Genomic DNA, 25,364 nt, shown 5'->3' on the forward strand with positions numbered 1-25,364 from the left:
TATTGTCTCCTCGATCCTCGCCCCTATATCCTGCCGTGACGCGAACTGAAGGAGAGAATAAAGGAGCACCCGATGCACCACAAGTCAGCATTTACCCCTACGGATTAGGTTTTTTCCGACACGCGTGCGCCAGGGTGAAGAGCGGGCGCCCCAAGCCGGTGCGCCCGCGCCTCCGTCAAGAAGGTTGCGCCGTGGTGCGCGTAGGGCGGAACAACCGGCTCCGCGCCACCAGCTCGCCCACCAGACCGCGGCGGAAGGCCAGCACGCAGATGATGAAGATCGCCCCGATGACGATCGTCACCGACTCGCCGAGCGTCTGGAACCAGGTCACGCCCGTGGCCGTCGCGAGCCAGTCGCCGATGTCGCCGAGCTTGTTCTCCAGCACGACGATCACCACCGCGCCCACCACCGGCCCAAACATCGTACCCAGCCCACCCACCAGCGTCATCAGGATCACCATGCCCGACATCGTCCAATGCACGTCCGTCAGCGTCGCGAAGCCCAGCACCAGCGTCTTGGTCGAACCGGCCAGCGCGGCAAGCGTGGCCGACAGCACGAACGCGAGCAGCTTGAAGCGATCGACGTCGTAACCGAGCGAGATGGCGCGCGGCTCGTTCTCCTTGATCGCCTTGAGCACCTGACCGAAGGGCGAATGCACGACACGCATGATGAGCAGGAAGCCCAACGCGCAAATGGCCAGCACCACGTAATACAGCGTGAGGTCGGAATCGAGCGGCAGCAGGCCAAAGAGGCTACCGCGCGGCACGCCTTGCAGGCCGTCCTCGCCACCGGTGAACGGCGCTTGCAGGCAGAGGAAGTACAGCATTTGCGCCAACGCCAGCGTAATCATCGCGAAGTAGATGCCCTGCCGCCGGATCGCCAGCACCCCCATGACGAGGCCAAGCAACGCCCCGGCCGCCACGCCCGCAATGATGCCGACTTCCGGCGTGAACCCCAGATTGCGCACCACATAACCGGTGACGTAGCCTGCGCTGCCAAAGAACGCGGCATGGCCGAACGACAGCAGACCCGTAAAGCCGAGCAGCAGGTTGAACGCACAAGCGAACAGCGTGAAGCACAGCACCTTCATGATGAATACCGGATACGCACCGGCGAACGGCGCGACGATCAGCGCCAGTAGCAAGAGGGAATAAAGCACCCGTTGTTGCGTCTCTTGTTGCATGGTTCCGCCCCTTACTTTTGTTTGCCGAACAACCCTGCCGGGCGCAGCAGCAACACGATCACCATGATGACGAACACCACGGTCGCAGACCCTTGCGGGTAGAACACCTTGGTAAAGCCTTCGATGATCCCGAGCATCAGACCGGTCAGGATGGAACCCATGATGGAGCCCATACCACCGATCACGACCACCGCGAACACGGTGATGATCATCGACTGCCCCATGAGCGGCGAGATCTGGATAACGGGCGCGGCGAGCACGCCCGCAAACGCGGCGAGCGCCACCCCGAAGCCATACGTCAGCGTAATCATGAGCGGCACGTTCACACCAAACGCTTCCACCAGCTTCGGGTTTTCGGTCCCCGCGCGCAGATACGCACCGATCTTGGTCTTCTCGATCACGAACCACGTTGCGAAGCACACCACGAGCGAAGCCACCACCACCCACGCGCGATAGTTCGGCATGAACATGAAGCCGAGATTGGTCGCGCCGGAGAGCATGTCGGGGGCGTCGAAGGGCTGCCCCGACACGCCGTAGATCGAACGGAAGACGCCCTCGAGCACGAGCGTGATGCCGAACGTCAGCAGCAGGCCGTACAGGTGATCGAGCTTGTAGATCCAGCGCAGCATGGTGCGCTCGATGACGATACCGATGATGCCCACCACAACGGGGGCGAGAATCAACATGACCCAGTAATTGAGGCCGAGATAGTTGCCGCCCATCCAGGCGAGCATGGCCCCCAGCATGAACAACGCGCCGTGCGCGAAGTTGATCACGTTGAGCAGGCCGAAAATCACCGCCAGGCCGAGGCTCAGCATGGCGTAGAACGAGCCGTTCACCAGTCCCAGCAGCAGTTGGCTCAACAGCGCCGGCAGGGGGATGCCTAGTAATTCCATCGAAATCGATTCTCTGCGAGAAAGGTCGCGACGGGACACGCGTCCCGCCGCTTTCGGAGCATCGTGCTAACGGCGCTTACTTCTTCCAGACCGGACAGGTCGACTCTTGCGGCGTAGTGAATGCCTTGTCACCCGGAATCGTGGCGACAATCTTGTAGTAATCCCACGGCGCTTTCGATTCCTGCTTGGTCTTGACCTGCATCAGGTACATGTCGTGGATCATCGAGCCGTCCTTGCGGATGTAACCCTTGCTGAACATGTCGTCGATCTTGATCTTGTGCAGTTCGTCCATCACCTTGTCGGCGTCGGTCGAGCCCGCGGCCTGAACCGCCTTCAGATAGGTCATCGTGGCCGAATAGTCGCCGGCCTGCAGGCTCGACGGCATCTTCTTCATCTTGTCGAAGTAACGCTTGGAGAAGGCACGCGTCTTGTCGTTCTTGTCCCAGTACCAGCTATCGGTCAAGTACATGCCGCCGGTGTTATCCAGCCCCAGCGAGTGAATGTCGTTGATGAACACGAGCAGACCGGCGATCTGCATCTTGCCCTTGATGCCGAACTCCTTCGCGGCCTTGATGGCGTTGACCGTGTCGCCGCCGGCATTGGCCAGACCCAGCACCTGGGCGCCCGACGCCTGCGCCTGGAGCAGATACGACGAGAAGTCCGAGGCCGAGAGCGGATGTCGCACCTCGCCCTTCACCGTGCCGCCGTTGGCCTTGACCACATCGGCCGTGGCCTTCTCCAGCGCGTGGCCGAACGCATAGTCGGCCGTCAGGAAGAACCACGACTTGCCGCCAGCCTTCACGACGGCCGAGCCGGTGCCACGCGCCAGTGCGACGGTGTCGTAGGCATAGTGCACGCCGTACGGCTGGCACTGGTCGTTGGTCAGGGCATCCGAGCCGGCGCCCACGTTGATGTAGACGCGCTTCTTCTCGGCCGAGACCTTGTTCATCGCGAGGCCAGTCGCCGAGTTCGTGCCGCCGATCAGCATGTCCACGCCATCACGGTCGAACCATTCGCGCGCCTTGGACGCCGCGACGTCCGCCTTGTTCTGGTGATCGGCGGTGACCAGCTCGATCGGCTTGCCGAGGACCTTGCCGCCGAAGTCGGCGATGGCCATCTTGATGGCTTCCGCCCCGCCCGGCCCGTCGATGTCGGTATACAGGCCCGACATATCGGTAATGAAACCGATCTTCACCGCATTGCCGTCGGCATGGGCCTGTGAGGCCATCGCCGCAAAACCGAACGCAGCCGCAACCGCCAACGCCTTCATCCGCATCGTCATCTTTGTCTCCTTCGTGGATTGGATTGCCTGGTTTCATCGCCCGGAACGCCTGCGCGCCGGGCAAGTCACCTCATACCCCTAACAACTCGTGCAACACCGGCATCTTCGCCTCCAGCTCCGGAGCGCCGAAGCGCTCCACGATCTTGCCGTGCTCCATCACATAGAAGCGATCGGCCAGCGGAGCCGCAAAACGGAAATTCTGTTCCACCATCACGATGGTGTAGCCCCGCGCCTTGAGCGTGGTGATCATGCGTGCCAACGTCTGCACGATCACGGGCGCGAGCCCTTCGGAGATCTCATCGAGCAACAGCAGATTCGCACCGGTGCGAAGAATGCGCGCCACCGCCAGCATCTGCTGCTCGCCGCCCGACAGGCGCGTGCCGGGACTGTGGCGACGCTCCTTCAGGTTGGGGAACATGTCATAGATTTCGTCGAGCGACATTCCGCGCCCGCCGTCGTCGCGACGATCGCCTCGCACACCGATATAAGGGGGCAGCAACAGGTTTTCCTCGCACGACAGGCTCGCGAAAATGCCCCGCTCCTCGGGGCAGTAGCCCACGCCATGGTGCGCAACCTTGTAGGTCGGCAGGTGAATGGTCTCCTCGCCGCCGATCCGGATCGAGCCCTGACGCTGGCCAGTCAGGCCCATGATGGCGCGCAGCGTGGTGGTGCGCCCGGCGCCGTTGCGTCCGAGCAGCGTCACGACCTCGCCGCGGCCGACCGCCAGATCCACCCCGTGCAGGATGTGCGATTCGCCGTACCAGGCCTGCAGTCCTTCGACTTCGAGTGCGGGCACATTCGCGCCACCATTACCGCCGCCGTTACCGTACATAGACGTCCTCACCCGTGCGCTCCCTGCAATTCGCCGTCCGCGGTGCCCATATAGGCTTCCATCACCTGCGGATTCTTCGAGACTTCGTGATACGGCCCTTCGGCGAGCACCTCGCCGCGCTGAAGCACGGTGATGGTGTCGGAAATGCCGGCGATCACGTTCATGTTGTGCTCGACCATCAGGATCGTGCGACCGGCCGACACTTTTTTGATGAGCGCGGTGACACGATCCACGTCTTCGTGGCCCATGCCTTGCGTCGGCTCGTCGAGCAGCATTAGTTCGGGTTCCATGGCAAGCGTCGTGGCGATCTCGAGAGCGCGCTTGCGCCCGTAGGGCAGCTCCACGGTCAGCGTATCGGCGAATTCGGTCAGGCTGACTTCCGCGAGCAATTCCATGGCACGGGCATCGAGCTGATGCAGCGAACGGCTGCTGCGCCAGAAGTGGAACGCGGTGCCGAGGTTGCGTTGCAGGCCGATGCGCACGTTCTCGAGCACGGTGAGGTGCGGGAAGACGGCGGAGATCTGGAACGACCGGATGATGCCGCGTCGCGCGATCTGCGCGGGCGCTTCGCGTGTGATGTCCTCACCGTTGAACGTGATGGTGCCGGCGCTGGGCACGAGAAACTTGGTGAGCAGGTTGAAGCAGGTCGTCTTGCCGGCGCCGTTAGGCCCGATGAGTGCGTGAATGGTACCGCGCGCGACGCGCAGGTCGACCCCGTTCACGGCGGTGAAGCCACGAAACTCTTTTGTGAGTCCGCGGGTCTCGAGAATGTAATCGTTGTTCGCCATGTCTCCTGCCACATTCCTGGTTGGCGGTGCGAGGCAAATGACCGCCTCGGCACCATCGTCTGTGACAACCGCGAGGCAGGCGGACATCGCTGTGGGTGGCGTCGTCGGCGAGGTGCCCCGCGTCCCGGGGTGTGTCGCCGAATTCTTGGTCCGGTCGCACACTGGGAACCGATATTGTGTGTGGTTTGCTGCAACGCGATCATTGGGATTTGCACTAGGCTTCGCGTCTACCGAAACGCGCGTGCGCACACGCTTTCGAGACCCTTCGATCACGGCGCGAACACGTCCCAAACCCCTTATGGCATAAGGCTTTTACCGCGCCCGCAAAAAAGCGTCCGGCCCCGTTTGACGATGCCCCGCCATGGGTCGCGCAACCGACATTAGGTATTACTACGTAAGTTTTAAGGTAAATATCCGGAAATCCGGAAAGTGCGCCTGGCGCCGTCATCATCGGATTTTCACCAAACTACGCCGCGTCGCTTCGTGACAGCATCGAACGCTCTCCCCGGAAGCGATTCGATATGCGCAGCGCGGAAGTCCTTTGGCTCACCAGTTCACTCACGGCGATCAGCGCGCTGCTGCTCGATGCCACATTGCCCGCGTTCGGAGCCATGGCGCTCGACTTTCGGATCGACGTCCGCGCCATCGCCGCCATCGTCGGCCATGTGGTGCTGACACTCTCAGGACTGCAATTGATCGTCGGCCCGATGTCCGATCGCTTCGGTCGAAAGCGCGTGCTGCTCGGCAGCCTGACGCTTGCGAGCATGGGTGCCGTCGGAAGCGCATGCGCCACGACGTACGAGATCCATTTCGCCTTTCGCATCGTTCAGGGCGCAGGCTGCGCGGGCTTCGCGCTTTGCCAGGCTATTCTGCAAGACGCCTTCCCCGGCCAGACCGGATGGCGCGCGCGCATTTTCACCCTCACGTTCGCGGGTGTCTGCCTCGCGCTCGCCCCACTTGTGGGCGTGGCATTGACGCAGGCCGCCGGCTGGCGTGCCATTTTCTGGTCCTTCGCAGGACTGGGCGCCCTGACGGGCTTTGTCACAGCGGTTCGATTCCCGGCATCTATGCCGCAAACGAATTCCGGCCTCGCGCAATACGTTCGGCTGTACGCACAAATGCTGCGGCATCGCCAGTTCATGATCTACGCCAGCCAGGCCGCGATGGCCTTCGTCTGCCACTTCTCGTTCATCATGCTCTCCCCTGCGATCTTCATCGACGACCTCGGGTATTCAGCGAGCGCCTATGGGAAGATGCTCGCCATCTACGGATTGACCTACGTGGCGGCTGGCTTCGCGGCAGGACGCATGGCCCGCGTGCGTGACGCGCGCGATCAAATCCGCACGGGATTCATGCTGCTGGCGATGGCGGGTGGACTGATGGCATTGCTGGGAGTCCTGATTGGAATACATGTCGTCACCGTACTCATCCCCATGCTGATCGTCACGTTCGGCGCGTCCGCAGTGCGTCCCGCCAGCACAACGCTTGCGATGGCCCGCTTCGAGACGCACGCCGGCACGGCTGCGGCCATGATAGGGGCCATCCGCTTCACGATGGCGGGCACCCTGACGCTCGTCATCACGGCCGTCGATCCGCCGCGACTCGCGATACTCGCCAGCCTGCTGATCACGTGCTCGCTCACCGCCCTGCTTTGCGCGCCGCGCGAATCATGTCGCTCGCGCGCTCGGCAATCATGATCGTCGGCGAGTTCGTGTTGCCCGACGTGATGACCGGCATGACCGACGCATCGACCACGCGCAGGTTCTGCACGCCGCGCACGCGCAACTGCGCATCGACGACCGCCTCCGGATCGTTCGCTCGGCCCATGCGGCAGGTCCCCACCGGATGAAAGATCGTCGTGCCGATGTCGCCCGCCGCGCGCTTCAACTCCGCGTCGGTCTGGACCGATGGCCCCGGCAAATATTCGCGCGGTTCATAGCGCGCGAACGCCGGTGCGCCCACGATGCGGCGCGTCAATTTGATGGCATCCGCCGCCACGCGCAAATCCGCTTCCGTCGACAGATAATTCGGCGCGATGCTCGGTGCAACGCGCGCATCAGGTGAGCTCAGATGGACATGGCCGCGCGACGTCGGCCGCAGATTGCACACCGACGCCGTGAACGCATTGAACTTGTGCAACGGTTCGCCAAAGCGTTCCAGCGACAACGGCTGTACGTGGTATTCGAGATCGGGGCGCGCCATATCCTCGCGACTGCGAGCGAACGCCCCCAATTGCGACGGCGCCATGCTCATCGGTCCGCGCTGCGCAAACGCATATTGCATGCCGATCTTCAGCTTGCCGAACCAACTGTTGGCGGTGAGATTGAGGGTCGGCACCCCGCGCAACTTGTACACGGTGCGCAATTGCAGATGGTCTTGCAGGTTCTCGCCCACGCCCGGCAGGTCCGAGACGACATCGATCCCGAAACCGCGCAGACGCTCGCCATCGCCAATGCCCGAAACCTCCAGCAGATGCGGCGAATTCACCGCCCCTGCCGCAAGAATCACTTCGGCACCCGCCAGCGCCGTGAAGTCTTCATTGCCGCCGCGATACGCCACGCCTGTACAGCGTGTGCCGTCGAACAGCAAGCGACTCACACTCGCGCCCGTGATGATCGTCAGGTTCGGCCGCTGCGACGCCGGACGCAAGAACCCCTTGGCCGCACTCCAGCGCACACCGCGCCGCTGATTCACTTCGAAATAGCCAATGCCGAAGTTGTCGCCCTGATTGAAGTCGTCCGTCTTGGGGATACCCACCTGCTCGGCGGCGTCCGCAAACGAATCGAGCACGCGCCACGACAGGCGCTGCTTCTCGACACGCCACTCGCCCCCGCTGCCGTGAAACGCCGTACCGCCCTTGTAGTGATCCTCGCTGCGCTTGAAGAGCGGCAGCACGTTGTCCCACCGCCAGCCATCGTCACCGGTGGCGTCGGCCCACACGTCGTAATCCTCACGCTGTCCGCGCATGTAGATCATGCCGTTGATCGACGAGCTGCCGCCCAGCACCCGCCCACGCGGATACGCGAGCGAACGCCCGTTCAGCCCTGCCTCGGCCTGCGTGCGATACAGCCAGTCGGTGCGCGGATTGCCGATGCAGTAGAGATAGCCGACGGGGATGTGAATCCAGTGATAGTCATCCTTGCCGCCCGCTTCGAGCAACAGCACGGTGACGTCGGGGTCCTGCGTGAGGCGATTGGCCAGCACGCAACCGGCCGAGCCGGCCCCCACAATGATGTAATCGAAGCGATCCGGCTTCGCTGCCTGCTTGTTCATTCCCGCCTGTCTCCGTCGATGGCGCAGCACTCGCCATGGTGCGGTGCCAACACTGGTGCGGCACCCGAGTGGGATGGACTGTCGCCACCCGCACCGGGTTCATTTTTGTCGTCAGGTCCGACATCCGGCGCGACACCCCGGTGCGCGCCGATACGCACGGCACTCGATTATTTCGCCACCGGCATCGTGAATTCCGCCCCCTTGGCGATGCTGTCCGGCCAGCGCTGCATCACACTCTTGAAGCGCGTGTAGAAACGAATGCCCTCCTCGCCATACGCATGATGATCGCCAAACAGCGAACGCTTCCAGCCGCCGAACGACTGCCACGCCATCGGCACCGGAATCGGCACATTGATGCCCACCATGCCGACCTTCACCTGACGCGAGAACGCACGCGCCACGCCACCGTCGCTGGTGAAGCACGAAACGCCATTGCCATATTCGTGCCCATTGACCAGGTCGATGGCCGCCGCAAGATCCGGCACACGCACCACCGCCAGCACCGGCCCGAAGATCTCTTCCCGATAGATCGTCATTTCGGGCGTGACGTGATCGAACAGCGTCCCGCCGAGGAAAAACCCCTGCGCGTGGCCCGGCACCTGCAATCCGCGGCCGTCGACCAGCAGCTTGGCCCCCGCGCTCACCCCATCGGCAATATAGCCCTCGATCTTCGCCTTGTGAGCCCCCGTGACGACCGGCCCCATTTCCGAGGCTTCGTCCGCCCCCGGCCCCACGCGCAACGCCTTCACACGAGGCACCAACGCATCGACCAGACGATCCGCCACCTGGCCCACGGCCACCGCGACCGAAATCGCCATGCAGCGCTCGCCCGCCGACCCGTAGGCCGCACCGATCAGCGCGTCGACCGCCTGATCGAGATTCGCGTCGGGCATCACCACCAGGTGATTCTTCGCGCCGCCGAGCGCCTGCACTCGCTTGCCGTGACGCGTGCCTTCGGTATAGATGTACTCGGCAATCGGCGTCGAACCGACGAACGACAGGGCGTCGACGTCAGGATGCGCCAACAGCGCGTCGACCGCGACCTTGTCCCCTTGCACCACGTTGAAAACGCCATCGGGCAACCCCGCTTCGCGCAGCAACTCGGCGATCAGCAAGCTGGCCGACGGGTCGCGCTCGGACGGCTTGAGCACGAACGTATTGCCACACGCCAGCGCCATCGGGAACATCCACATCGGCACCATCACGGGGAAGTTGAACGGCGTAATGCCCGCACATACGCCAACGGGCTGACGCAGATGCCAGTTGTCGATACCGCCGCCGATATTGTCGCTGTGCTTGCCCATGAGCAGGCTCGGCGCACCGCAGGCGTATTCCACGACTTCGATACCGCGCGTGACTTCGCCGCGCGCGTCGGAGAACACCTTGCCGTGCTCGCGCGTGATAATGCGTGCCAGTTCGTCCTGATGCTCGTCGAGCAACGCCTTGAACTTGAAGAGCACCCGGGCGCGCTTGAGCGGCGCCGTGTCCGCCCACGATGGCAGCGCAGCCTTGGCCGCCGCTACCGCGGCGTTCACGTCGTTGACACCCGCCAGCGCCACGCGCGCACTCACGGTGCCTTGCGCCGGATCGAAAACGTCGCCAAAACGCTCGCCATCGCCCGCTACGCGGCGACCGCCGATGAAGTGTTGCACCGTCGGAATATCAGCATTGCTCATGTTCGTCTTTCCCCAATCCGGCCCGGTCCGTGACACGGTCCCCGCCTGTTTCGCCAGACGCTCGCCCCACGGCTCACGCCACATCAAGCCCCAAGCGTACTGCTGCGCACCGACACAATCCAATGAGAAATTATCAAAAGCAATATAAGATTCACTTATGTTGCTCTCCCTTTCTCGATAATCCACGCCTCGGGCGCCGCCCGTGAATGTCCTCCATGGAACTCGCCCATCTTCGCGCGTTTGTCGCCATCGCCCACGAGGGCAACCTCACGCGCGCCGCGCAACGCCTGCATCTGACGCAACCGGCGGTCAGCCTGCAGGCGAAGGCGCTCCAGGAGGCGCTGCGGCTCACGCTCTTCACACGCACGGCGCAGGGGTTGGCGCTCACGCGCGACGCACAGGCCCTGTTGCCGCTGGCCGAGCGCATGCTCGCCGCGCTGGCCGATCTGCAGCAGGCGGCCGGTGCGATGCGCGACACGGTGCGCGGACGGCTGCGCATTGGCACGATTCTCGACCCCGAATTCACCCGGCTGGGCGCCTTTCTCAAACGGCTGGTCGAGTCATATCCGCAGATCGAGACGGCGCTGCGTCAGGGGATGTCCGGATCGGTGTTGCAACAACTGGGGCGCGGCGAACTCGACGTCGGCTTCTATCTCGGCCTGCCTGACCCCGAGCGCTTTCACGCCATCACGCTCACGCCGTTCTCGTATCAGGTGCTGGCACCCGCCGGCTGGCGCGAGCGCGTGGCCCGGCGCGGATGGCGCGAACTCGCCGCGTTGCCGTGGATCTGGACGCCCCCCGAATCGGCCCACAACCGCCTGCTCTCTGAACGCTTCGGCGCTCTGGGCGTGTCGCCCACGAAGGTGGCGGAAGTGGATCAGGAGCCGTCGATGCTCGATCTGGTGAAGTCGGGCGTCGGGCTGTCGCTCGTGCGCGACTCGATCGCGTTGCGCGAGGCGCACGCCCATGGTCTGGTGATCGCTGACGGCGTGAGCGTGCCGACGGAACTCACGTTCGTCACGCTGGCCTCGCGACGCGACGAACCCGCCATCGCCGCCGCCTTGCAATTGGTGACGGCGGTCTGGGCCTGAGCGCGCGAGCAACGGCTACGGCACGCCCTCGCCCAACGCCCGACGCCCCGCGCCCTCTACCCCCGGTTGGGGCGCATAATTCGTGGCTCGGGCCATCGGGTTCCAAACCGTCGAAAAGCCCCCCTGTCCCGCGATTCACGCCCACGTCGTGGTGCATCCCGGAAGACGCTGCCATGCCGGATCCCGGTGAAAGCTCTAGAATTTAACTCTGTCTTCGAGGAGTCGATCATGTCTGTGAGAATGGAACGCGATACCTTCGGCGAAATTGCGGTACCCGCCGATCGTCTCTGGGGTGCGCAAACGCAGCGCTCGCTGCAGAACTTCAAGATTTCCACCGAGAAGATGCCGCGCGAGCTCGTGCGCGCGCTCGCTCGCGTGAAGCGCGCCGCTGCCGAGGTCAACAAGGGCCTGGGCGTGCTCGACGCGAAGAAAGCCGACGCCATCATCCAGGCCGCCGACGAAGTCATCGCCGGTCAGCATGACGACGAATTCCCGCTGGCCGTGTGGCAAACCGGCTCGGGCACGCAGTCGAACATGAACATGAACGAAGTGCTTGCGAACCGCGCCAGCGAACTGCTCGACGGCGTGCGCGGCGAAACGCGTCTCGTGCACCCCAACGACGACGTGAACAAAGGCCAGTCGTCGAACGACGTATTCCCGACGGCCATGAGCGTGGCCGCCCTCGACGCCCTCGTCAATCACCTGAAGCCCGGGGTCGGCCAACTGCGCGACACGCTCGCCGCCAAGGCCCGCGCTTATGACGATATCGTCAAGATCGGCCGCACCCACCTCCAGGACGCCACGCCGCTCACGCTCGGCCAGGAAATCTCGGGGTGGGTCGCGCAGATCGACCACGGCCTGAAGCACGTCGACGACGCCCTGCCCCACGTGGCGGAACTCGCGCTCGGCGGCACGGCCGTGGGCACGGGCCTGAACGCGCATCCGGAATTCGCCAGGCAAGTAGCCGCCACGCTCGCGCGCGACACCGGCCTGCCGTTCGTCACCGCACCGAACAAGTTCGAAGCGCTGGCCGCCAACGACGCCATCGTCAACGCGCACGGCACGCTCAAGACGCTCGCCGCCAGCCTGATGAAGATCGCCAACGACGTGCGCTGGCTGGCCAGCGGCCCGCGCTGCGGCATTGGCGAGCTGATGATTCCGGAAAACGAACCGGGCAGCTCGATCATGCCGGGCAAGGTCAATCCGACCCAATGCGAAGCGATGACGATGCTGTGCGCCCAGGTGCTCGGCAACGACGTGGCGATCAACATCGGCGGCTCGATGGGCAACTTCGAGCTGAATGTGTTCAAGCCGATGCTCATCCACAACTTCCTGCAAAGCGTGCGCGTGCTGGCCGACGGTGCGGTGAGCTTCGACGACAACTGCGCCATCGGTATCGAACCGAACCGGGCGCGCATCGGCACGCTGCTCGAAGAGTCGCTCATGCTCGTAACCGCACTCAACCCGCACATCGGTTACGACAAGGCCGCGCAGATCGCCAAGAAGGCGCACAAGGAAGGCACCACGCTCAAGGCGGCCGCCCTCGCGCTGGGCCACGTCACGGCCGAGCAGTTCGACGCCTGGGTTCGCCCCGAGCAAATGGTCGGCAAGCGCTGATTTCGCGCGAGCCCTCACCCGTCACTTCGTCACCACGCATGCCCATCTCGCCGTTGCCGCCGCTGCATTGCCTGATTGCTTTCGATGCAGCCGTGCGGCACGCGAGCTTCACGCGGGCCGCCGTCGAACTCAATCTCACGCAAAGCGCCGTGAGCCGGCAAATCGCGCAGCTCGAGGAATTCCTCGGGCGCGCGCTGTTCACGCGCGAGCATCGCACGCTGCGCCTGACGGTGGCCGGGCAACGCTACGCCGAACAGATCCAGCGCCTGCTCGGCGAGTGCGCCGAAGCCACCGCCGACCTGATGAAGCGGCGCGGCGATCTGGAACTCACCGTGGCCTGCTCGTCGGGCGTGGCGGTGTTGTGGATGACGCCCCAACTCATGCGATTTCGCGCCGCGCACCCCGACATCAAGATTCGCGTGATCGTGAAAGACGGCATGACGTCGCTGTCCGCGTCGGAGTTCGATCTGGGCGTCTATTACGTGCGTAACGACCTGCCCCCGGACTTCGCCGGTCGGCGGCTCTTCGACGAGGAAGTGTTTCCCGTCTGCTCGCCCACTTATTTGCGCGGGCGCCAGCTCACGCCGGCCGATCTCGTCGGCGAGACGCTGCTCTTCATCGAAGACGGCCAGCGCAAGTGGATGTCATGGACCGACTGGTTCGAGCTGCAGGGGGTGAACGCACCGAAGTTTCCGCGCATGGTGAGCGCGAACTACTACCCGCTACTCGTGCAGATGGCGATCGAGGGTGGCGGTTTGGTCATGGGATGGCGTCATATGATCGATCCGTGCCTCGACGCAGGCCTGCTCGTGCAGGCGTGCCATGCGACCGCCAGCCTGGGCGGCGGCTACTATCTCGTATGGCCTGCCGAGCGCCACGAGCATGCCGCAGCGCGAATTTTCCGCAACTGGATCTACACGGAATATTGTTCCCCATCATAGGGGTTACGCCATCTTTCGGACCGTTGCCATGCGCCACACGCATGGCAACATGCAGAATTTTCGTTTGGCCTGTCATTTTGTCTGCACTACTTTGTGTCTTATCCGCGCACGTGTGCCGATCCCGATGGGAGCGCAGACGTGATCCGACATAAAAGCAGGCGTATTACCGGTATGACGTAGTCGCAAGGCACGCAACGGACGCCACCCATCTTTCGGGAGACTCAGATGCAGGCGACTTTGGCAGTGCCTCAACAGAACCTGGCCCGTCAGCGCCGTCACGCGATCGTGGCGACGGTGATCGGCAACGGTCTCGAGTGGTTCGACTTCACCGTGTACAGTTTCTTCGCGGCCATCATCGCGAAGCAATTCTTCCCCACCGGCGACGATCTGTCGTCGTTTCTGCTGGCCGTGGCCACGTTCGGCGTGGGCTTCTTCATGCGCCCGGTCGGCGGCATCGTGCTCGGCATCTATTCCGACCGCGTGGGCCGCAAGGCGGCCCTGTCGCTCACCATTCTGCTCATGGCCGCCGGCACCGCGATGATCGGCCTGGCCCCGACCTACGATCAGATCGGCCTGGGCGCGCCCCTCATCATCGTGCTGGCGCGTTTGCTGCAAGGCTTCTCGGCCGGCGGCGAAATGGGCGGCGCAACGGCCTTCCTGACCGAGTACGCACCCGCCAATCAGCGCGCCTATTACTCGGCCTGGATTCAGTCGAGCATTGGCTTCGCCGTGCTGCTCGGCGCGGCCGTGGGCACGTTCGTGACAACGGAACTCGATCACGCCTCGCTCGTGTCCTGGGGCTGGCGCGTGCCGTTCCTCGTGGGCATGCTCATCGGCCCGGTCGGCTTCTACATCCGTCACAAGATCGACGAAACGCCGACGTTCCAGCACGCCGAGAAGTCCGATACGCCGTTGCGCGACGTGCTCTCGCAGTATCCGCGCGAGACACTCGCCAGCTTCTCCATGGTTGTGCTGTGGACGATCTGCACTTACGTGCTGCTGTTCTACATGCCGACGTATGCCCAGCGCGTGCTCAAGCTGCAGGCCTCCGATGGCTTCACGGCGGGCATGGTCGGCGGCGCGATGATTCTCGTGTTCGCGCCGGTGGTGGGACGTCTGGCGGATCGCTACGGACGCCGTCCGTTCCTGTCGGGATCGGCCCTGCTGATCCTGCTGCTGGCATGGCCGATGTTCACGTACCTGAACGTGGCCCCTGGCCTGCACTCGCTGCTGATGTTCCAGATCGTGTTCGGCCTGCTCATCGCTTGCTATACCGGCCCGATTCTCGCGGCGTTCTCCGAGATGTTCCCCGCGAAGGTGCTCTCGACGGGTCTGTCGGTAGCCTATAACTTCGCGGTGACGATCTTTGGCGGCTTCGCCGCGCTCATCATCACGTGGCTGATTGCCCGCACGGGCAGCAACATGGCGCCGGCCATCTACGTGATCGTCGCGGCGGCCATCAGCCTCGTCGGCACGTGCTTCGTGAAGCCGCTGCCCAAGGCCTGAGTCCCCTGTCGTCCGGGCGCGCCCTCACCGGCGCGCCTTATGCATTTTTTCAAGGAATCCCCCCATGTCCGTTACCCTGCTTCGCGGCGGCAATGTGCTCGATGCAGCCGCCGGCCGTCTGCTCGAGCGTCACGACGTAGTTATCGAGGGCAATCGCATTGCGGCGCTCAGCGCCACGCCGCTCGACATCGACGGCGCGACGGTGATCGACGTCACCGGCAAGACCGTCATGCCCGGCATGATCGACTGCCACGTGCACGTGCTCGCGTCGCATCCCAACCTCGGCACGAACGCCAGCCAGCCGAACGTGCTCACCGTACTCAAGTCGCTGCCGATCATGCAGGGCATGCTCAATCGCGGCTTCACGACCGTGCGTGACGCAGGCGGCGCCGATTGGGCGCTGCAACAGGCCATCGAGCAGGGCGTGATTCCCGGGCCGCGCATTTTCCCGTCGGGCAAGGCGCTCTCGCAGACGGGCGGACATGGCGACTTCCGTCCCCGCAGCGACACGCTGGAGCCGTGCTCGTGCGCGTTTCGCGCGGGGGCGATCGGGCGCGTCGTCGATGGCGTCGATCCGATCCGCCTCGCCGTGCGCGAGGAGATTCAGAAGGGCGCCACGCAGATCAAGCTGATGGCCTCGGGGGGCGTGGCGTCGCCGGTCGATCCCATTGCCAACACGCAATACTCGGAAGACGAGATCCGCGCAGCGGTCGCGGAAGCGGAGGCGGCGCAAACCTATGTGATGGCCCACGCCTACACCCCGCGGGCGATTGCCCGCGCTGTGCGCTGTGGCGTGCGTACCATCGAGCACGGCAATCTGTGCGACGCCGAGACGGCAAAGCTCATGGCGGAGAAAGGGGCTTATGTGGTGCCGACGCTGGTCACCTACGACGCGCTGGCCAAGGACGGCGCGTCGCTGGGCCTGCCGCCGGAGTCGGTGGCCAAGGTGGAGAGTGTGCAGCGCGCCGGTCGCGAATCGCTTACGATCTATCGCGACGCCGGCGTGAAGATGGGCTTCGGCTCCGACCTGCTCGGCGACATGCACAAGTACCAGTCCGACGAGCTGACGATCCGTGCCGACGTGCTGGGGGCCGCCGAAGCGCTTCGCTCGGCAACGGTCATCGGTGCGGAGATTCTGAATCGCGCGGGCGAGCTGGGTGTGATCGCACCGGGCGCGCTGGCCGACGTGCTGGTCGTCGAGGGGAATCCGCTCGAATCCATCGAGGTGCTGACCGGCCAGGGCGAAAACATCCGCTGGGTCTTCAAGGACGGCAAGGTCGCCAAGCAGCCGGAATAACCGCAATCACCGGAGCCGCCGCCCGGCAACACGCGCAAGCGCGTTCGCGGTGGGCGGAAAACGAAGCGCCGCGATGTCTCGCACATCGCGGCGTTTTTTTGTTGCGTAAGCAGTCGTTGCCGGTGGTGCCTCGATACCCCGATTCCGACAATTCGACGCGCGAATGAAAAGCGCGGCCGGGCACCGCTGCATAGACTCCTCGCAATGTCGCGCAGAAGGTGTCTACCCATGAAGCTCGCTCCGCCATCCTACCTGTCATTAGGCTTCGATACCGCCTTTGGCGGGCGTGTCGCCAAGCCCTTATCGCCAACGCCCGGGTCCGAATGGAAACAGGTCGGGGTTCGGCAGCATGCGCCAGCCCCTGGATTGGCCTCGTCGGCCACCGCTGGCGCCGATACCTTACCCACGATCGAAACGCTCCGGGCCGACATTGTCGCCAACCTGGCCGCGATCAAGCGCGACTGGGATGCGGCGGCGCAAGCGGTCAGCCCCGCGGCGGTCCGAGGCAAATTGTCCGGTGAGTACGACGCCATCGCGCGACTGTCAGAAACCATCTCGACGCACGCGGCGTCCGATATTCTCGGCATCGATGCACTGATCGACCAGTTCGAGAAGGCCATCGTGAAAATCGGCAAGGCACGCGATCTGTCGCTCACGTCGTTCATGTCGTTCAAGCGCGTCGACGCGCAACAATCGATCTCCGACACGGCACAACTGACGCCGAAAGCGAAGGCGGCGTTCGACGCGCTCCGTCATTTGAAAGCCGCTCTCGACACGATGGTGGGCACGACATCGGCGCGACGGGTTCTGGAGGACCAGCAGCGGGCTCTGGAGAACGCGGAGATGACGCCGGCAGCGCTTCGACAAGCCAAGGCAGAGCTATACGCGGCATTCGTGGTGACGGGCGATCTGTTGAGCAAGTCCGAGCCGCTGATCAACCACTATCTGACCGAGGCCCAGGCCGCCATCCCGGGAGAGAAGCGGAGATGGAAGACAAGAATCCTGATTCTCGTCTCGTTCCTGGTCATCACGGTCTCGTTAGGGGTCGCGTCGGCCGTGCTTCCCGGGTTGCTGCCCGCAATCGTCGGTCTCGCGCTGGGGTTGAAGCTCGCCTCAACGGCGGCCGGTGTGTTGACGGCCTGCAACGGGATATTCAACGTCTTCGGTTATGCCCGCAATCGCGGCTGGGGCAAGCTATCGAACGAGATCACAGCGATCAAGAACCTGAACGACGCCGTCAATCGCGGGCTGGATGCGCGGCACAGTGCGCATCAATCGGGGGCGACCACCGAGATACAGGCGCGTCTCGACGAGCTCAGTCGTGACATTGCGCGCACCACACGCAATCAACGCGTGCTCAACGAGAATCTCGAGCATCTCGATCACACGTTTGGGAATACCCGGCTTTGACGGCGAGCCGTTGGCTCGGCGAGGGTTCATTCAACACGAGGAGACAAAATCACCATGCGTCCAATCAAGTACGTATCTGCCGCGCCCACCGTCGATTTGGCGCAACGCTATCGGACACTCGCCGCGCAAGGGCAGATCAGGGACGCCCTGACGGAGGCGGAAAGCGGCCTCGCGGAACTGCTGAGCCTGCAGAATGCGGCGCTGTCCCGCGTCGAGCGCCTCGTCCGTCAGGCGAACGCGGGCGCTGCGGCGCACGATGCATCCGCTGACGAGGCGCAACCCCTGCTCAGCGCCGAGTCGTTCAGGAACGACATGGCACAGTGTGGATCGAGTGCCAACGGCGAGACCGCCCGTGTGACCAGAACTGCCGTACAGACGCCTCCCTCTACAACGCCTCGCCCGCTGCCGCGCCCATGAAAAACACCCCAAAGATTGGATTTACGTCCAACTTTTGGGGTGCAGTTCACCGGGCTGCTTTTCTCTTCCAGCAAGACGCCGACGCGGCGGTCGGCGCGACCTTATTTCTTCCACCCGGGCGTGACGAACACCGAGCGCACATCTTCAAGCGTTTGCGAGACCGTCTCACGCGCACGTTCCGTACCGGCGCGCAGCATGTCCCACACGAACTCCGGATTCTTGGCGAATTCCTCGCGACGCTCACGCATCGGGCGCAGCATCTCCTGCAACCGCTCTTCCAGACGCGCCTTCACCTTCGAGTCGGCCAGACCGCCGCGCACGTAGTGATCCTTGAGCGCCTGCAAGCCTTCCTTGTCTTCGTCGAAGGCGTCGAGGTACGCGAATGCCACATTGCCTTCCAGATGCCCCGGATCTTCCACCTTCAGATGCAGCGGATCGGTGTAGCACTTCTTCACGGCGGCACGGATCTCGTCCGGCGTCGACGAAATGTTGATCACGTTGCCCAGCGACTTGCTCATCTTGGCCTTGCCGTCGATGCCCGGCAGACGCCCGATCGGCGGCACCAGTGCCTTCGCTTCGACCAGGATCTCGCGATCGGCCAAACGATTCAGACGGCGCACGATTTCGTTGGTCTGCTCGATCATCGGCAACTGGTCTTCGCCGACCGGCACGAGCGTTGCCCGAAACGCCGTGATGTCGGCCGCCTGGCTGACCGGATACGTGAGAAAGCCGGCCGGAATATCGCGCTCGAAGTTACGCAGCCCGATTTCCTGCTTGACGGTCGGATTGCGCTCCAGGCGCGCCACGGTCACGAGGTTCAGGTAGTAGAACGTGAGTTCGGTCAGTTCGGGCAGCCACGTCTGCACGCAGATGGTCGTGACACTGGGGTCGATGCCGACGGCCAGATAATCGAGCGCCACTTCTGAGACGTTGCGGTGCACCTTGCCGCGATCGTCGGTGTTGTCCGTCAATGCCTGCGCGTCGGCGACCAGGATGAACTGCTTGTATTCGTGCTGATACGCCACGCGGTTCTTCAGACTGCCGACATAGTGGCCCAGATGCAGCGGCCCCGTCGGGCGGTCACCCGTGAGGATCACCTTGCGATCCGCAGGTGCCTTCGAAACACTCATTTTCCTCTCCGTAATCAATCGCTTATGGCAAGTCCCGATGCCCCGTGCGCGATGGACGGCCTCCCGTCGCAACACCCCCACCGGCATCCGGCTCACCCCATTGCGTCAACCGTAACCCCCGAATGGTAGCGCGTCGGCGCGAAGGCGGTACAGAAACGGCTGCAACGCCTGAACGCTTCCCCTGATCGGCAGCTACGAATTCCGGTGCGGTTCATGTGGACAGCGCCACGCGCGTACCGACGCTATCGAAACGGCAAGACCGTTCCGCTTCACGAAGTACTTTCTGAATTTCAACGGCGCCGGCTTCATCAATCGATCGTCGGACCTCGCTCGTTTTGCGCGAGGCGTCGGCCTGGACGGTTTCGTTGTCGAAAATCAGCTATACCTGCGCGATCAGCACATCACCGCATCACAAAGAGATTCGCTTTGATTGCTACACGCCTAGCAGGAAACTACTCGCGTTTGCTCGCCTCCCGTGCAATCGGCGCGTCGATCCTATGGATCGACTTCACACTTATCTTCGAAAACCTCGCATTTCGGTGGAATGCCGATGCTGTCGTGATTGGAGTCGCTATGGCGTTCTACGGCGTTCCCGGCGTCCTTGCGGGCCCGTGGATCGGCGCACTCGTGGATCGCCACTGTCCATGGCGGATGTTGCGTTGGAGCTACCTTATTCGCGCTGCCGCGGCGCTGGCGCTCTGGCAAGCCCCAACCGTCGGCATTTTTCTCATCTGCGTCGCATCGAAAGGATTCGCCAACCTCGTCCCCGGCCCCGCCGAACAACAGTTGTTTCGCCGCTTGCTGGCCGACGAGGCACTTCCCGGCAATGCCAGCAAAGTCACGCTCATCGATCAGTTGGCGAAACTGGTAGCACCACTCGTCGCAGCACTGCTGGCGACATGGCACCTTCCGGGTTTTGCCATCTCGGCGGCGCTCAGCGTCATCGGCATCCTGCTCTTGCCAAACGGATTCCCCCCAAACACCGGCAAACGCGCCGGGGCTCTCCCCACCGCACGTCCCGTCTGGTCTGTGTTCCACGACGTCCTGAGACTTCACCCCCTGCTGCGCCGGGTGTTCCTTGTCATGCTATGTCAGGCGTTTGTCCTCGGCTTCTACGACGCACTGCTCGCTCTGTTTCTGAAAGCGCGCGGCTATCCCGACGGGACCTTCGGCAGCATTGTGGGGTGCACGGCAGCTGGCGCAATACTGGCGACATTTGCCTTCAAAGCAGCGATAAGGCGATGGCCCCCTGCGGATCTGCTCGCTGCTTCATCGCTGCTCTTTGGCATCACCATATTGACGCCTGCGGCCATTGTCTACGCGAACGCCGCCTTGCCGGTAGTCGCCATGCTTGGCCTTTGGATCGGTAACGGATTCGGTTACGGACTTGGCGTCATGCTGATGATGCTGACGTTCCAGCGGGAGTGTCCCCGCGAGGTGTTGGGGACCGTGACGTCCACAGGCCGAAGTCTTCAGTTGCTGCTGATGATCATTGCGCCGCTGATCGGTAGTGCCCTTTCAAACCTCACCAGCATCGAGTTCGTGTTTCTCTGCGCAGGAAGTGCCGCTATCGGACTCGCCCTGTTCACCCGCATGGTTCCAGTCGCACAACACCCGCCGCCGCACTCGTGAATGGCGAATGACGCCAAGCCGTCCGACAAGCTTCGTTCCGTTCACTCCAACAAGTTCGGTAGGTAATTGTCGAAAGGGGGCGCCCTCAGGTCCTATTGCAGAAGGCGCCCCCGATCAAGCCGATCCCCTTACTTCGCCGTCACCACCGGAATGCCCTTGAGCGACTTGCCGCTGCTGCGTGCGTGTGCCAGCGCCTGCTCGACGGCGTCGCTCGTGGCGGGCGTCACGTTCAGCCGTGCCGCAATCGTGGCCTCGACGCGCTTGACCATCGCCAGGTTCGCCAGCTTCACATGACCATAGCCGCGAATCTTCGCCGGTGCTTCGGCCAGCGCGATCACGTCAGCCAACGTGTCGGCCGAAAGGCCCGCCAACGCGCGCTCCAACGTCGTGCGATAGTCCGCGATCAACTGACGCTCCATACGGCGCTCCAGCGTGTAACCGAAGACGTCGAGCGCACCGCCGCGCAAACCGCGCAGCTTCGCCATGCCGCGCAACACCGGCCACAGCCACGGCCCGATGGTCACCTTCTTCGGCACCGCACCGTCCTTGCCGCGTGCAATCAGCGGCGGCGCCATATGGAACTCGACACGGAAGTCGCGCCCCGGCTTGCCCTCGAAGGTCTCGCCCAGCGCGTCGGCGAACGCCGTTTGCGCATACAGTCGCGCCACTTCGTACTCGTCCTTGTACGCCATCAGGCGCGAGAGCTGCTGCGCCACGGCGCGCGACAAGCGGCCAGGCGCCCCCGCCACACGCGTTTCCGCATCGGCCACCTGCTTCACGAAGGCAGCGAACTGCGCCGCATACGCTGCACTCTGGTACTGCGTCAGCAACGTCACGCGATGCGCAACGAGCTCGTCGAACGTCATGTCGTCGGCGACCGGGGCATGCACCGGCACCGGCGTGGCCTTGGCCGTCGTCTGCGTCAGCGCCGTCGGATCCCCCGCCGCCAACCGACCGATCGCCAGCGCCAGCTGGTTCATCGGCACCGCCACGTTGTTCAGTTCGATCGCACGTTGCAGCGCGTCCAGCGAGACCGGCACCAGCCCAAGTTGCCACGCGAAGCCGAGCATGATGATGTTCGCGCCCATCGTGTCGCCGAGGAAACGCTGGGCGAGCGCCTGAGCGTCGCACGCATCGAGCTTGTCGCTACCTGCCGCATGACGCATCTTCTCGAGCAGCGCGTCGGCATGAAGATTCGCGTCGGGGTTCTGCACGAACGTCGCGTTCGGAATCGCATGCGTGTTGACCACCACGCGCGTGCGGTCGCGTCGCACGGTTTGCAGCGCATCCGCACTGGCGCCCACCACCATGTCGCACGCGAGCAGCACGTCGGCCTGCTGCGTGTCGATACGCACCTGGTTGAGTGCTTGCGGCGTGTTGGCGAAGCGCACGAACGACAGCACCGCGCCGCCCTTCTGCGCGAAACCCATGAAGTCGAGCACCGACGCGCTCTTGCCTTCGAGGTGCGCTGCCATCGTGATGAGCGCGCCAATCGTCACCACACCGGTGCCGCCCACGCCCGTGACCATGATGTCGAACGGTGCATCGCCGGCGAGCGCGCTCGGCTGCGGCAGCGCGTTCAGACGCCCTTCGAAGGCCGCCTGGTCGAAGGCGGCGGCCAGCGCCTTCTTCAACTGCGCGCCCTTGACCGACACGAAGCTCGGGCAGAAGCCGTTCACGCAGGAGAAGTCCTTGTTGCACGACGACTGATCGATGCGACGCTTGCGCCCCAGTGCCGTTTCCACCGGCTCGACCGACAGGCAGTTCGATGCCACGCCGCAATCGCCGCAGCCTTCGCAAACCGCCTCGTTGATGAACAGACGCCGATCCGGATTCGGGAATTCGTTTTTCTTCCGACGACGACGCTTCTCGGCCGCGCACGTCTGATCGTAGATGAGCACGGTCGTGCCCGCGATCTCGCGCAACTCGCGCTGCACGGCGTCGAGTTCGCTACGGTGATGGAACGTCGTGCCCTTCGGGAACTGGCCTTCGTGGCCGATGTACTTCTCCGGCTCGTCGCTCACCACGACAAGTTTCGCAATGCCCTCGGCTTCGACCTGACGCGCGATCTGCGGCACCGAAATCGAACCGTCGACCGGCTGGCCACCCGTCATCGCCACGGCGTCGTTGTAGAGAATCTTGTAGGTGATGTTCGCCTTCGAGGCCACGGCCTGGCGAATCGCGAGCAGACCCGAGTGGAAGTACGTGCCGTCGCCCAGATTCTGGAAGACGTGCGCACGCTTGGTGAAGTGCGAGTGCGCGGCCCAGTCCACGCCCTCGCCGCCCATCTGGATCAACCCCGTCGTGTCGCGATCCATCCACGACGCCATGAAGTGACACCCGATGCCGGCCTGCGCGATGGAGCCTTCGGGCACCTTCGTCGACGTGTTGTGCGGGCAACCCGAGCAGAAATACGGCACGCGGCGCACGCCGTCGGCGGCGTTCGACAGGATGTCGTGCGCCACGAGATCGACCACACGCTCACGACGATCCAGCGCCGGGCGATGCTTCGCCAGCCACTCGGCGAACACCGGCAACACGCGCGACGGCCGCAACTCGCCCAGCGCGGAGAGCAGCGCGCGGCCCTCGGCGTCGGTCTTGCCGAGCACGCTCGGGCGCGTGCCCGTCGCGCGGTTGTACAGGTATTGCTTGATCTGCTGCTCGACGACGGGGCCCTTTTCCTCGATCACGAGGATTTCCTTCAGGCCAGCGACAAACGTGTCCAGGCGCGACATATCCAGCGGGAACGACAGGCCGACCTTGTAGATGCGCACACCGGCCGCGGCAAGATCGTCGACGGTGATGTCCAGGCGGCGCAGCGTCTCCATCAGGTCGAGATGTGCCTTGCCGCACGTCACGATACCGATGTCGGCGTCCGGGGCCGGGGCAATCCACTTGTCGATGCTGTTCACGCGCGAAAAGGCGCGCACGGCGTCGAGCTTGTCCGCCAGACGCGCTTCGAGCGCCAGGCTCGGCAGATCGGGCCAGCGGTTGTGCAGGCCACCCGCAGGCGCAACGTAGTCCGACGGCTCGACCCAGTCAGTGCGGATCTTGTCGAGATCGACGGTGCCGCGCGATTCGACCGTCTCGGAGATGGCCTTCAAGCCAGCCCAGGCGCCCGAGAAGCGCGACAGCGCATAACCGTAGAGACCGAATTCGACGAGTTCGCCGATGTCGGCCGGGTTGAGCACGGGCATGCTCCACGACATCATCGTAAAGTCGCTCTGATGCGGCATCGACGACGACACGCAACCGTGGTCGTCGCCCGCCACCACAACCACGCCACCGTGGCGCGACGCCCCGTAAGCGTTACCGTGCTTGAGTGCATCGCCCGCGCGATCCACGCCCGGCCCCTTGCCGTACCACATGCCAAACACACCCTCGACGGTGCGCTCCGGGTCGGCTTCCACGCGTTGCGTGCCCATGACGGCGGTACCGCCCAACTCTTCGTTGATCGCCGGCAGGAACTTGACGTTGGCCGCATCGAGCAGCTTCTTCGCCTTCCACAACTGCTGATCCACGCCGCCGAGCGGCGAGCCGCGATAGCCGCTGATGAAACCCGCAGTGTTCAAGCCTCGCGCGGCGTCGAGCTGATGCTGCATCAGCAGGATGCGCACGAGCGCCTGCGTGCCGGTGAGGAAAATCTGACCGCGACTGGCCGCGAGCGCGTCGGAGAGCTGGTAATCGGGATGGGCCAGGGGATTGGCCGTCGGCGTCGCGAGGGCGGCGCGCATGGGGGCATTCATTGTGTCTCTCCTGATCCCCGCGGCCTGCGTCAGATCGATCTGACGGCGACATCGACCGTGCTTCGGGGGCAATTGTTCTGTTCGTCTCGACGTTCCGACCGCATCGAGCGGCCACGCATCGGTATGCAAGCAGTGTATGGGGAGGCACGAGAAAGATTTTTACTATTTCACTCCATTTGGCGCACAATAAGAAACGTTCATTTCGTAGATGGCGGTTTTGAGAAATGGAATTACTCGATAATTTTGCGCGCCAGATTCTGCGACTGTTGCAGATCGACTCGCGCCGCTCGGCGCAGGAGCTGTCGGATAACGTGGGGTTGTCGGCAACTCCGTGCTGGCGGCGCATCAAGGACATGGAGCAAAGCGGCGTGATCCAGCGCTACACGGTGCTGCTCGATCGGGAAAAGCTCGGCCTGCACGTATGCGCCCTGGCCCACGTACAACTCACCCGCCATACGGAGGGCGGCACGGAGCAGTTCGAGCGCGAAATCCGCACCTGCCCGGAAGTGACGGAGTGCTACAGCACCACGGGCGAAGCCGACTACATCCTCAAAATCGTGGCGCCCGACATCAAGGCCTACGACGCGTTCCTGCACGAACACATCTTCCGTCTGCCCGCGGTGGCCAACGTCAAGACCAGCGTCGTG

The 25,364-nt window shown here is 63.8% G+C and carries 19 protein-coding genes; 10 read left to right on the forward strand and 9 right to left on the reverse strand.

Translation table 11 applies throughout. From position 1 onward, the window contains the following. Positions 1 to 175 precede the first annotated feature (175 nt). The 5 genes from A985_RS0112990 to A985_RS0113010 all read right to left on the reverse strand — a co-directional run bounded on the left by A985_RS0112990 (position 176) and on the right by A985_RS0113010 (position 4,981). Positions 176 to 1,183, reverse strand: coding sequence for a branched-chain amino acid ABC transporter permease (locus A985_RS0112990; RefSeq protein ID WP_017233835.1), 1,008 nt, complete (start codon positions 1,181 to 1,183; stop codon positions 176 to 178). 11 nt (positions 1,184 to 1,194) lie between these two features. After that, on the reverse strand, positions 1,195 to 2,079 hold the full coding sequence (locus A985_RS0112995; RefSeq protein WP_017233836.1) for a branched-chain amino acid ABC transporter permease: 885 nt from the start codon (positions 2,077 to 2,079) through the stop codon (positions 1,195 to 1,197). A gap of 76 nt (positions 2,080 to 2,155) precedes the next feature. Beyond that, positions 2,156 to 3,355 (reverse strand): ABC transporter substrate-binding protein, encoded by a 1,200-nt coding sequence (locus A985_RS0113000; RefSeq protein WP_026131933.1) that lies wholly within the window; start codon positions 3,353 to 3,355, stop codon positions 2,156 to 2,158. A 76-nt stretch (positions 3,356 to 3,431) separates the two neighbouring features. After that, positions 3,432 to 4,193, reverse strand: coding sequence for an ABC transporter ATP-binding protein (locus A985_RS0113005; RefSeq protein ID WP_017233838.1), 762 nt, complete (start codon positions 4,191 to 4,193; stop codon positions 3,432 to 3,434). An 8-nt stretch (positions 4,194 to 4,201) separates the two neighbouring features. Further along, entirely contained in the window at positions 4,202 to 4,981 is a 780-nt protein-coding gene (locus A985_RS0113010; RefSeq protein ID WP_017233839.1) for an ABC transporter ATP-binding protein, read from the reverse strand. A gap of 521 nt (positions 4,982 to 5,502) precedes the next feature. Between A985_RS0113010 and A985_RS0113015 the strand changes: the two genes are divergently transcribed. Beyond that, positions 5,503 to 6,678, forward strand: a complete 1,176-nt coding sequence (locus A985_RS0113015) for an MFS transporter (RefSeq protein WP_017233840.1) — start codon at positions 5,503 to 5,505, stop codon at positions 6,676 to 6,678. Here A985_RS0113015 and A985_RS0113020 read toward each other — a convergent pair. Both A985_RS0113020 and A985_RS0113025 read right to left on the reverse strand, forming a co-directional pair. Further along, positions 6,620 to 8,254 (reverse strand): GMC family oxidoreductase, encoded by a 1,635-nt coding sequence (locus A985_RS0113020; RefSeq protein ID WP_017233841.1) that lies wholly within the window; start codon positions 8,252 to 8,254, stop codon positions 6,620 to 6,622. The two genes, A985_RS0113015 and A985_RS0113020, sit on opposite strands and share 59 nt — an antisense overlap. 167 nt (positions 8,255 to 8,421) lie before the next feature. Next, a complete protein-coding gene (locus A985_RS0113025) occupies positions 8,422 to 9,930 on the reverse strand; it encodes a CoA-acylating methylmalonate-semialdehyde dehydrogenase (protein ID WP_017233842.1) in 1,509 nt (502 codons plus the stop codon). A 215-nt stretch (positions 9,931 to 10,145) separates the two neighbouring features. On the opposite strand from A985_RS0113025, the gene A985_RS0113030 reads away from it, so the two are divergent. From A985_RS0113030 to A985_RS0113060, 7 genes are all read left to right on the forward strand, one after another. Further along, positions 10,146 to 11,021, forward strand: a complete 876-nt coding sequence (locus A985_RS0113030) for a LysR family transcriptional regulator (RefSeq protein ID WP_017233843.1) — start codon at positions 10,146 to 10,148, stop codon at positions 11,019 to 11,021. Positions 11,022 to 11,249: 228 nt separating this feature from the next. Beyond that, on the forward strand, positions 11,250 to 12,638 hold the full coding sequence (fumC, locus tag A985_RS0113035; protein WP_232424613.1) for a class II fumarate hydratase: 1,389 nt from the start codon (positions 11,250 to 11,252) through the stop codon (positions 12,636 to 12,638). A gap of 38 nt (positions 12,639 to 12,676) precedes the next feature. Continuing rightward, positions 12,677 to 13,579: a LysR substrate-binding domain-containing protein gene (locus A985_RS0113040; protein ID WP_017233845.1), complete on the forward strand. Its 903-nt coding sequence runs from the start codon at positions 12,677 to 12,679 to the stop codon at positions 13,577 to 13,579. A 225-nt stretch (positions 13,580 to 13,804) separates the two neighbouring features. Next, on the forward strand, positions 13,805 to 15,085 hold the full coding sequence (locus tag A985_RS0113045) for an MFS transporter (protein WP_017233846.1): 1,281 nt from the start codon (positions 13,805 to 13,807) through the stop codon (positions 15,083 to 15,085). 64 nt (positions 15,086 to 15,149) lie between these two features. After that, on the forward strand, positions 15,150 to 16,382 hold the full coding sequence (locus A985_RS0113050; RefSeq protein ID WP_017233847.1) for an amidohydrolase family protein: 1,233 nt from the start codon (positions 15,150 to 15,152) through the stop codon (positions 16,380 to 16,382). A gap of 228 nt (positions 16,383 to 16,610) precedes the next feature. Continuing rightward, entirely contained in the window at positions 16,611 to 17,792 is a 1,182-nt protein-coding gene (locus A985_RS0113055) for a hypothetical protein (protein ID WP_157211456.1), read from the forward strand. A 54-nt stretch (positions 17,793 to 17,846) separates the two neighbouring features. Further along, positions 17,847 to 18,209, forward strand: a complete 363-nt coding sequence (locus A985_RS0113060; protein WP_017233849.1) for a hypothetical protein — start codon at positions 17,847 to 17,849, stop codon at positions 18,207 to 18,209. Positions 18,210 to 18,310: 101 nt separating this feature from the next. Here A985_RS0113060 and trpS read toward each other — a convergent pair whose 3' ends face one another. Continuing rightward, a complete protein-coding gene (gene trpS, locus A985_RS0113065) occupies positions 18,311 to 19,339 on the reverse strand; it encodes a tryptophan--tRNA ligase (RefSeq protein WP_017233850.1) in 1,029 nt (342 codons plus the stop codon). 462 nt (positions 19,340 to 19,801) lie between these two features. Between trpS and A985_RS25410 the strand changes: the two genes are divergently transcribed. Further along, positions 19,802 to 20,971, forward strand: coding sequence for an MFS transporter (locus tag A985_RS25410; protein ID WP_017233851.1), 1,170 nt, complete (start codon positions 19,802 to 19,804; stop codon positions 20,969 to 20,971). Between the two features lie 128 nt (positions 20,972 to 21,099). Here the strand turns inward: A985_RS25410 and A985_RS0113075 are convergent, their stop codons facing one another. Further along, the gene (locus tag A985_RS0113075; RefSeq protein ID WP_017233852.1) at positions 21,100 to 24,717 is read right to left on the reverse strand and encodes an indolepyruvate ferredoxin oxidoreductase family protein; all 3,618 of its coding nucleotides are present in this window, start codon (positions 24,715 to 24,717) and stop codon (positions 21,100 to 21,102) included. A gap of 224 nt (positions 24,718 to 24,941) precedes the next feature. On the opposite strand from A985_RS0113075, the gene A985_RS25415 reads away from it, so the two are divergent. Then, positions 24,942 to 25,364: Lrp/AsnC family transcriptional regulator (locus A985_RS25415; RefSeq protein WP_232424614.1), on the forward strand; the 423-nt coding region annotated here is incomplete at its 3' end.

Origin of the sequence: Pandoraea sp. B-6, from assembly GCF_000282835.1 — a bacterium.
Lineage (GTDB): Bacteria > Pseudomonadota > Gammaproteobacteria > Burkholderiales > Burkholderiaceae > Pandoraea > Pandoraea cepalis.

What these genes read in the sequence shown, in the direction of transcription:
- A985_RS0112990 (WP_017233835.1), bottom strand. Translation starts at nt 1,183, where the DNA reads ATGCAACAAGAGACGCAACAACGGGTGCTTTATTCCCTCTTGCTACTG.
- A985_RS0112995 (WP_017233836.1), bottom strand. Translation starts at nt 2,079, where the DNA reads ATGGAATTACTAGGCATCCCCCTGCCGGCGCTGTTGAGCCAACTGCTG.
- A985_RS0113000 (WP_026131933.1), bottom strand. Translation starts at nt 3,355, where the DNA reads ATGCGGATGAAGGCGTTGGCGGTTGCGGCTGCGTTCGGTTTTGCGGCG.
- A985_RS0113005 (WP_017233838.1), bottom strand. Translation starts at nt 4,193, where the DNA reads ATGTACGGTAACGGCGGCGGTAATGGTGGCGCGAATGTGCCCGCACTC.
- A985_RS0113010 (WP_017233839.1), bottom strand. Translation starts at nt 4,981, where the DNA reads ATGGCGAACAACGATTACATTCTCGAGACCCGCGGACTCACAAAAGAG.
- A985_RS0113015 (WP_017233840.1), top strand. Translation starts at nt 5,503, where the DNA reads ATGCGCAGCGCGGAAGTCCTTTGGCTCACCAGTTCACTCACGGCGATC.
- A985_RS0113020 (WP_017233841.1), bottom strand. Translation starts at nt 8,254, where the DNA reads ATGAACAAGCAGGCAGCGAAGCCGGATCGCTTCGATTACATCATTGTG.
- A985_RS0113025 (WP_017233842.1), bottom strand. Translation starts at nt 9,930, where the DNA reads ATGAGCAATGCTGATATTCCGACGGTGCAACACTTCATCGGCGGTCGC.
- A985_RS0113030 (WP_017233843.1), top strand. Translation starts at nt 10,146, where the DNA reads ATGGAACTCGCCCATCTTCGCGCGTTTGTCGCCATCGCCCACGAGGGC.
- fumC (WP_232424613.1), top strand. Translation starts at nt 11,250, where the DNA reads ATGTCTGTGAGAATGGAACGCGATACCTTCGGCGAAATTGCGGTACCC.
- A985_RS0113040 (WP_017233845.1), top strand. Translation starts at nt 12,677, where the DNA reads ATGCCCATCTCGCCGTTGCCGCCGCTGCATTGCCTGATTGCTTTCGAT.
- A985_RS0113045 (WP_017233846.1), top strand. Translation starts at nt 13,805, where the DNA reads ATGCAGGCGACTTTGGCAGTGCCTCAACAGAACCTGGCCCGTCAGCGC.
- A985_RS0113050 (WP_017233847.1), top strand. Translation starts at nt 15,150, where the DNA reads ATGTCCGTTACCCTGCTTCGCGGCGGCAATGTGCTCGATGCAGCCGCC.
- A985_RS0113055 (WP_157211456.1), top strand. Translation starts at nt 16,611, where the DNA reads ATGAAGCTCGCTCCGCCATCCTACCTGTCATTAGGCTTCGATACCGCC.
- A985_RS0113060 (WP_017233849.1), top strand. Translation starts at nt 17,847, where the DNA reads ATGCGTCCAATCAAGTACGTATCTGCCGCGCCCACCGTCGATTTGGCG.
- trpS (WP_017233850.1), bottom strand. Translation starts at nt 19,339, where the DNA reads ATGAGTGTTTCGAAGGCACCTGCGGATCGCAAGGTGATCCTCACGGGT.
- A985_RS0113075 (WP_017233852.1), bottom strand. Translation starts at nt 24,717, where the DNA reads ATGAATGCCCCCATGCGCGCCGCCCTCGCGACGCCGACGGCCAATCCC.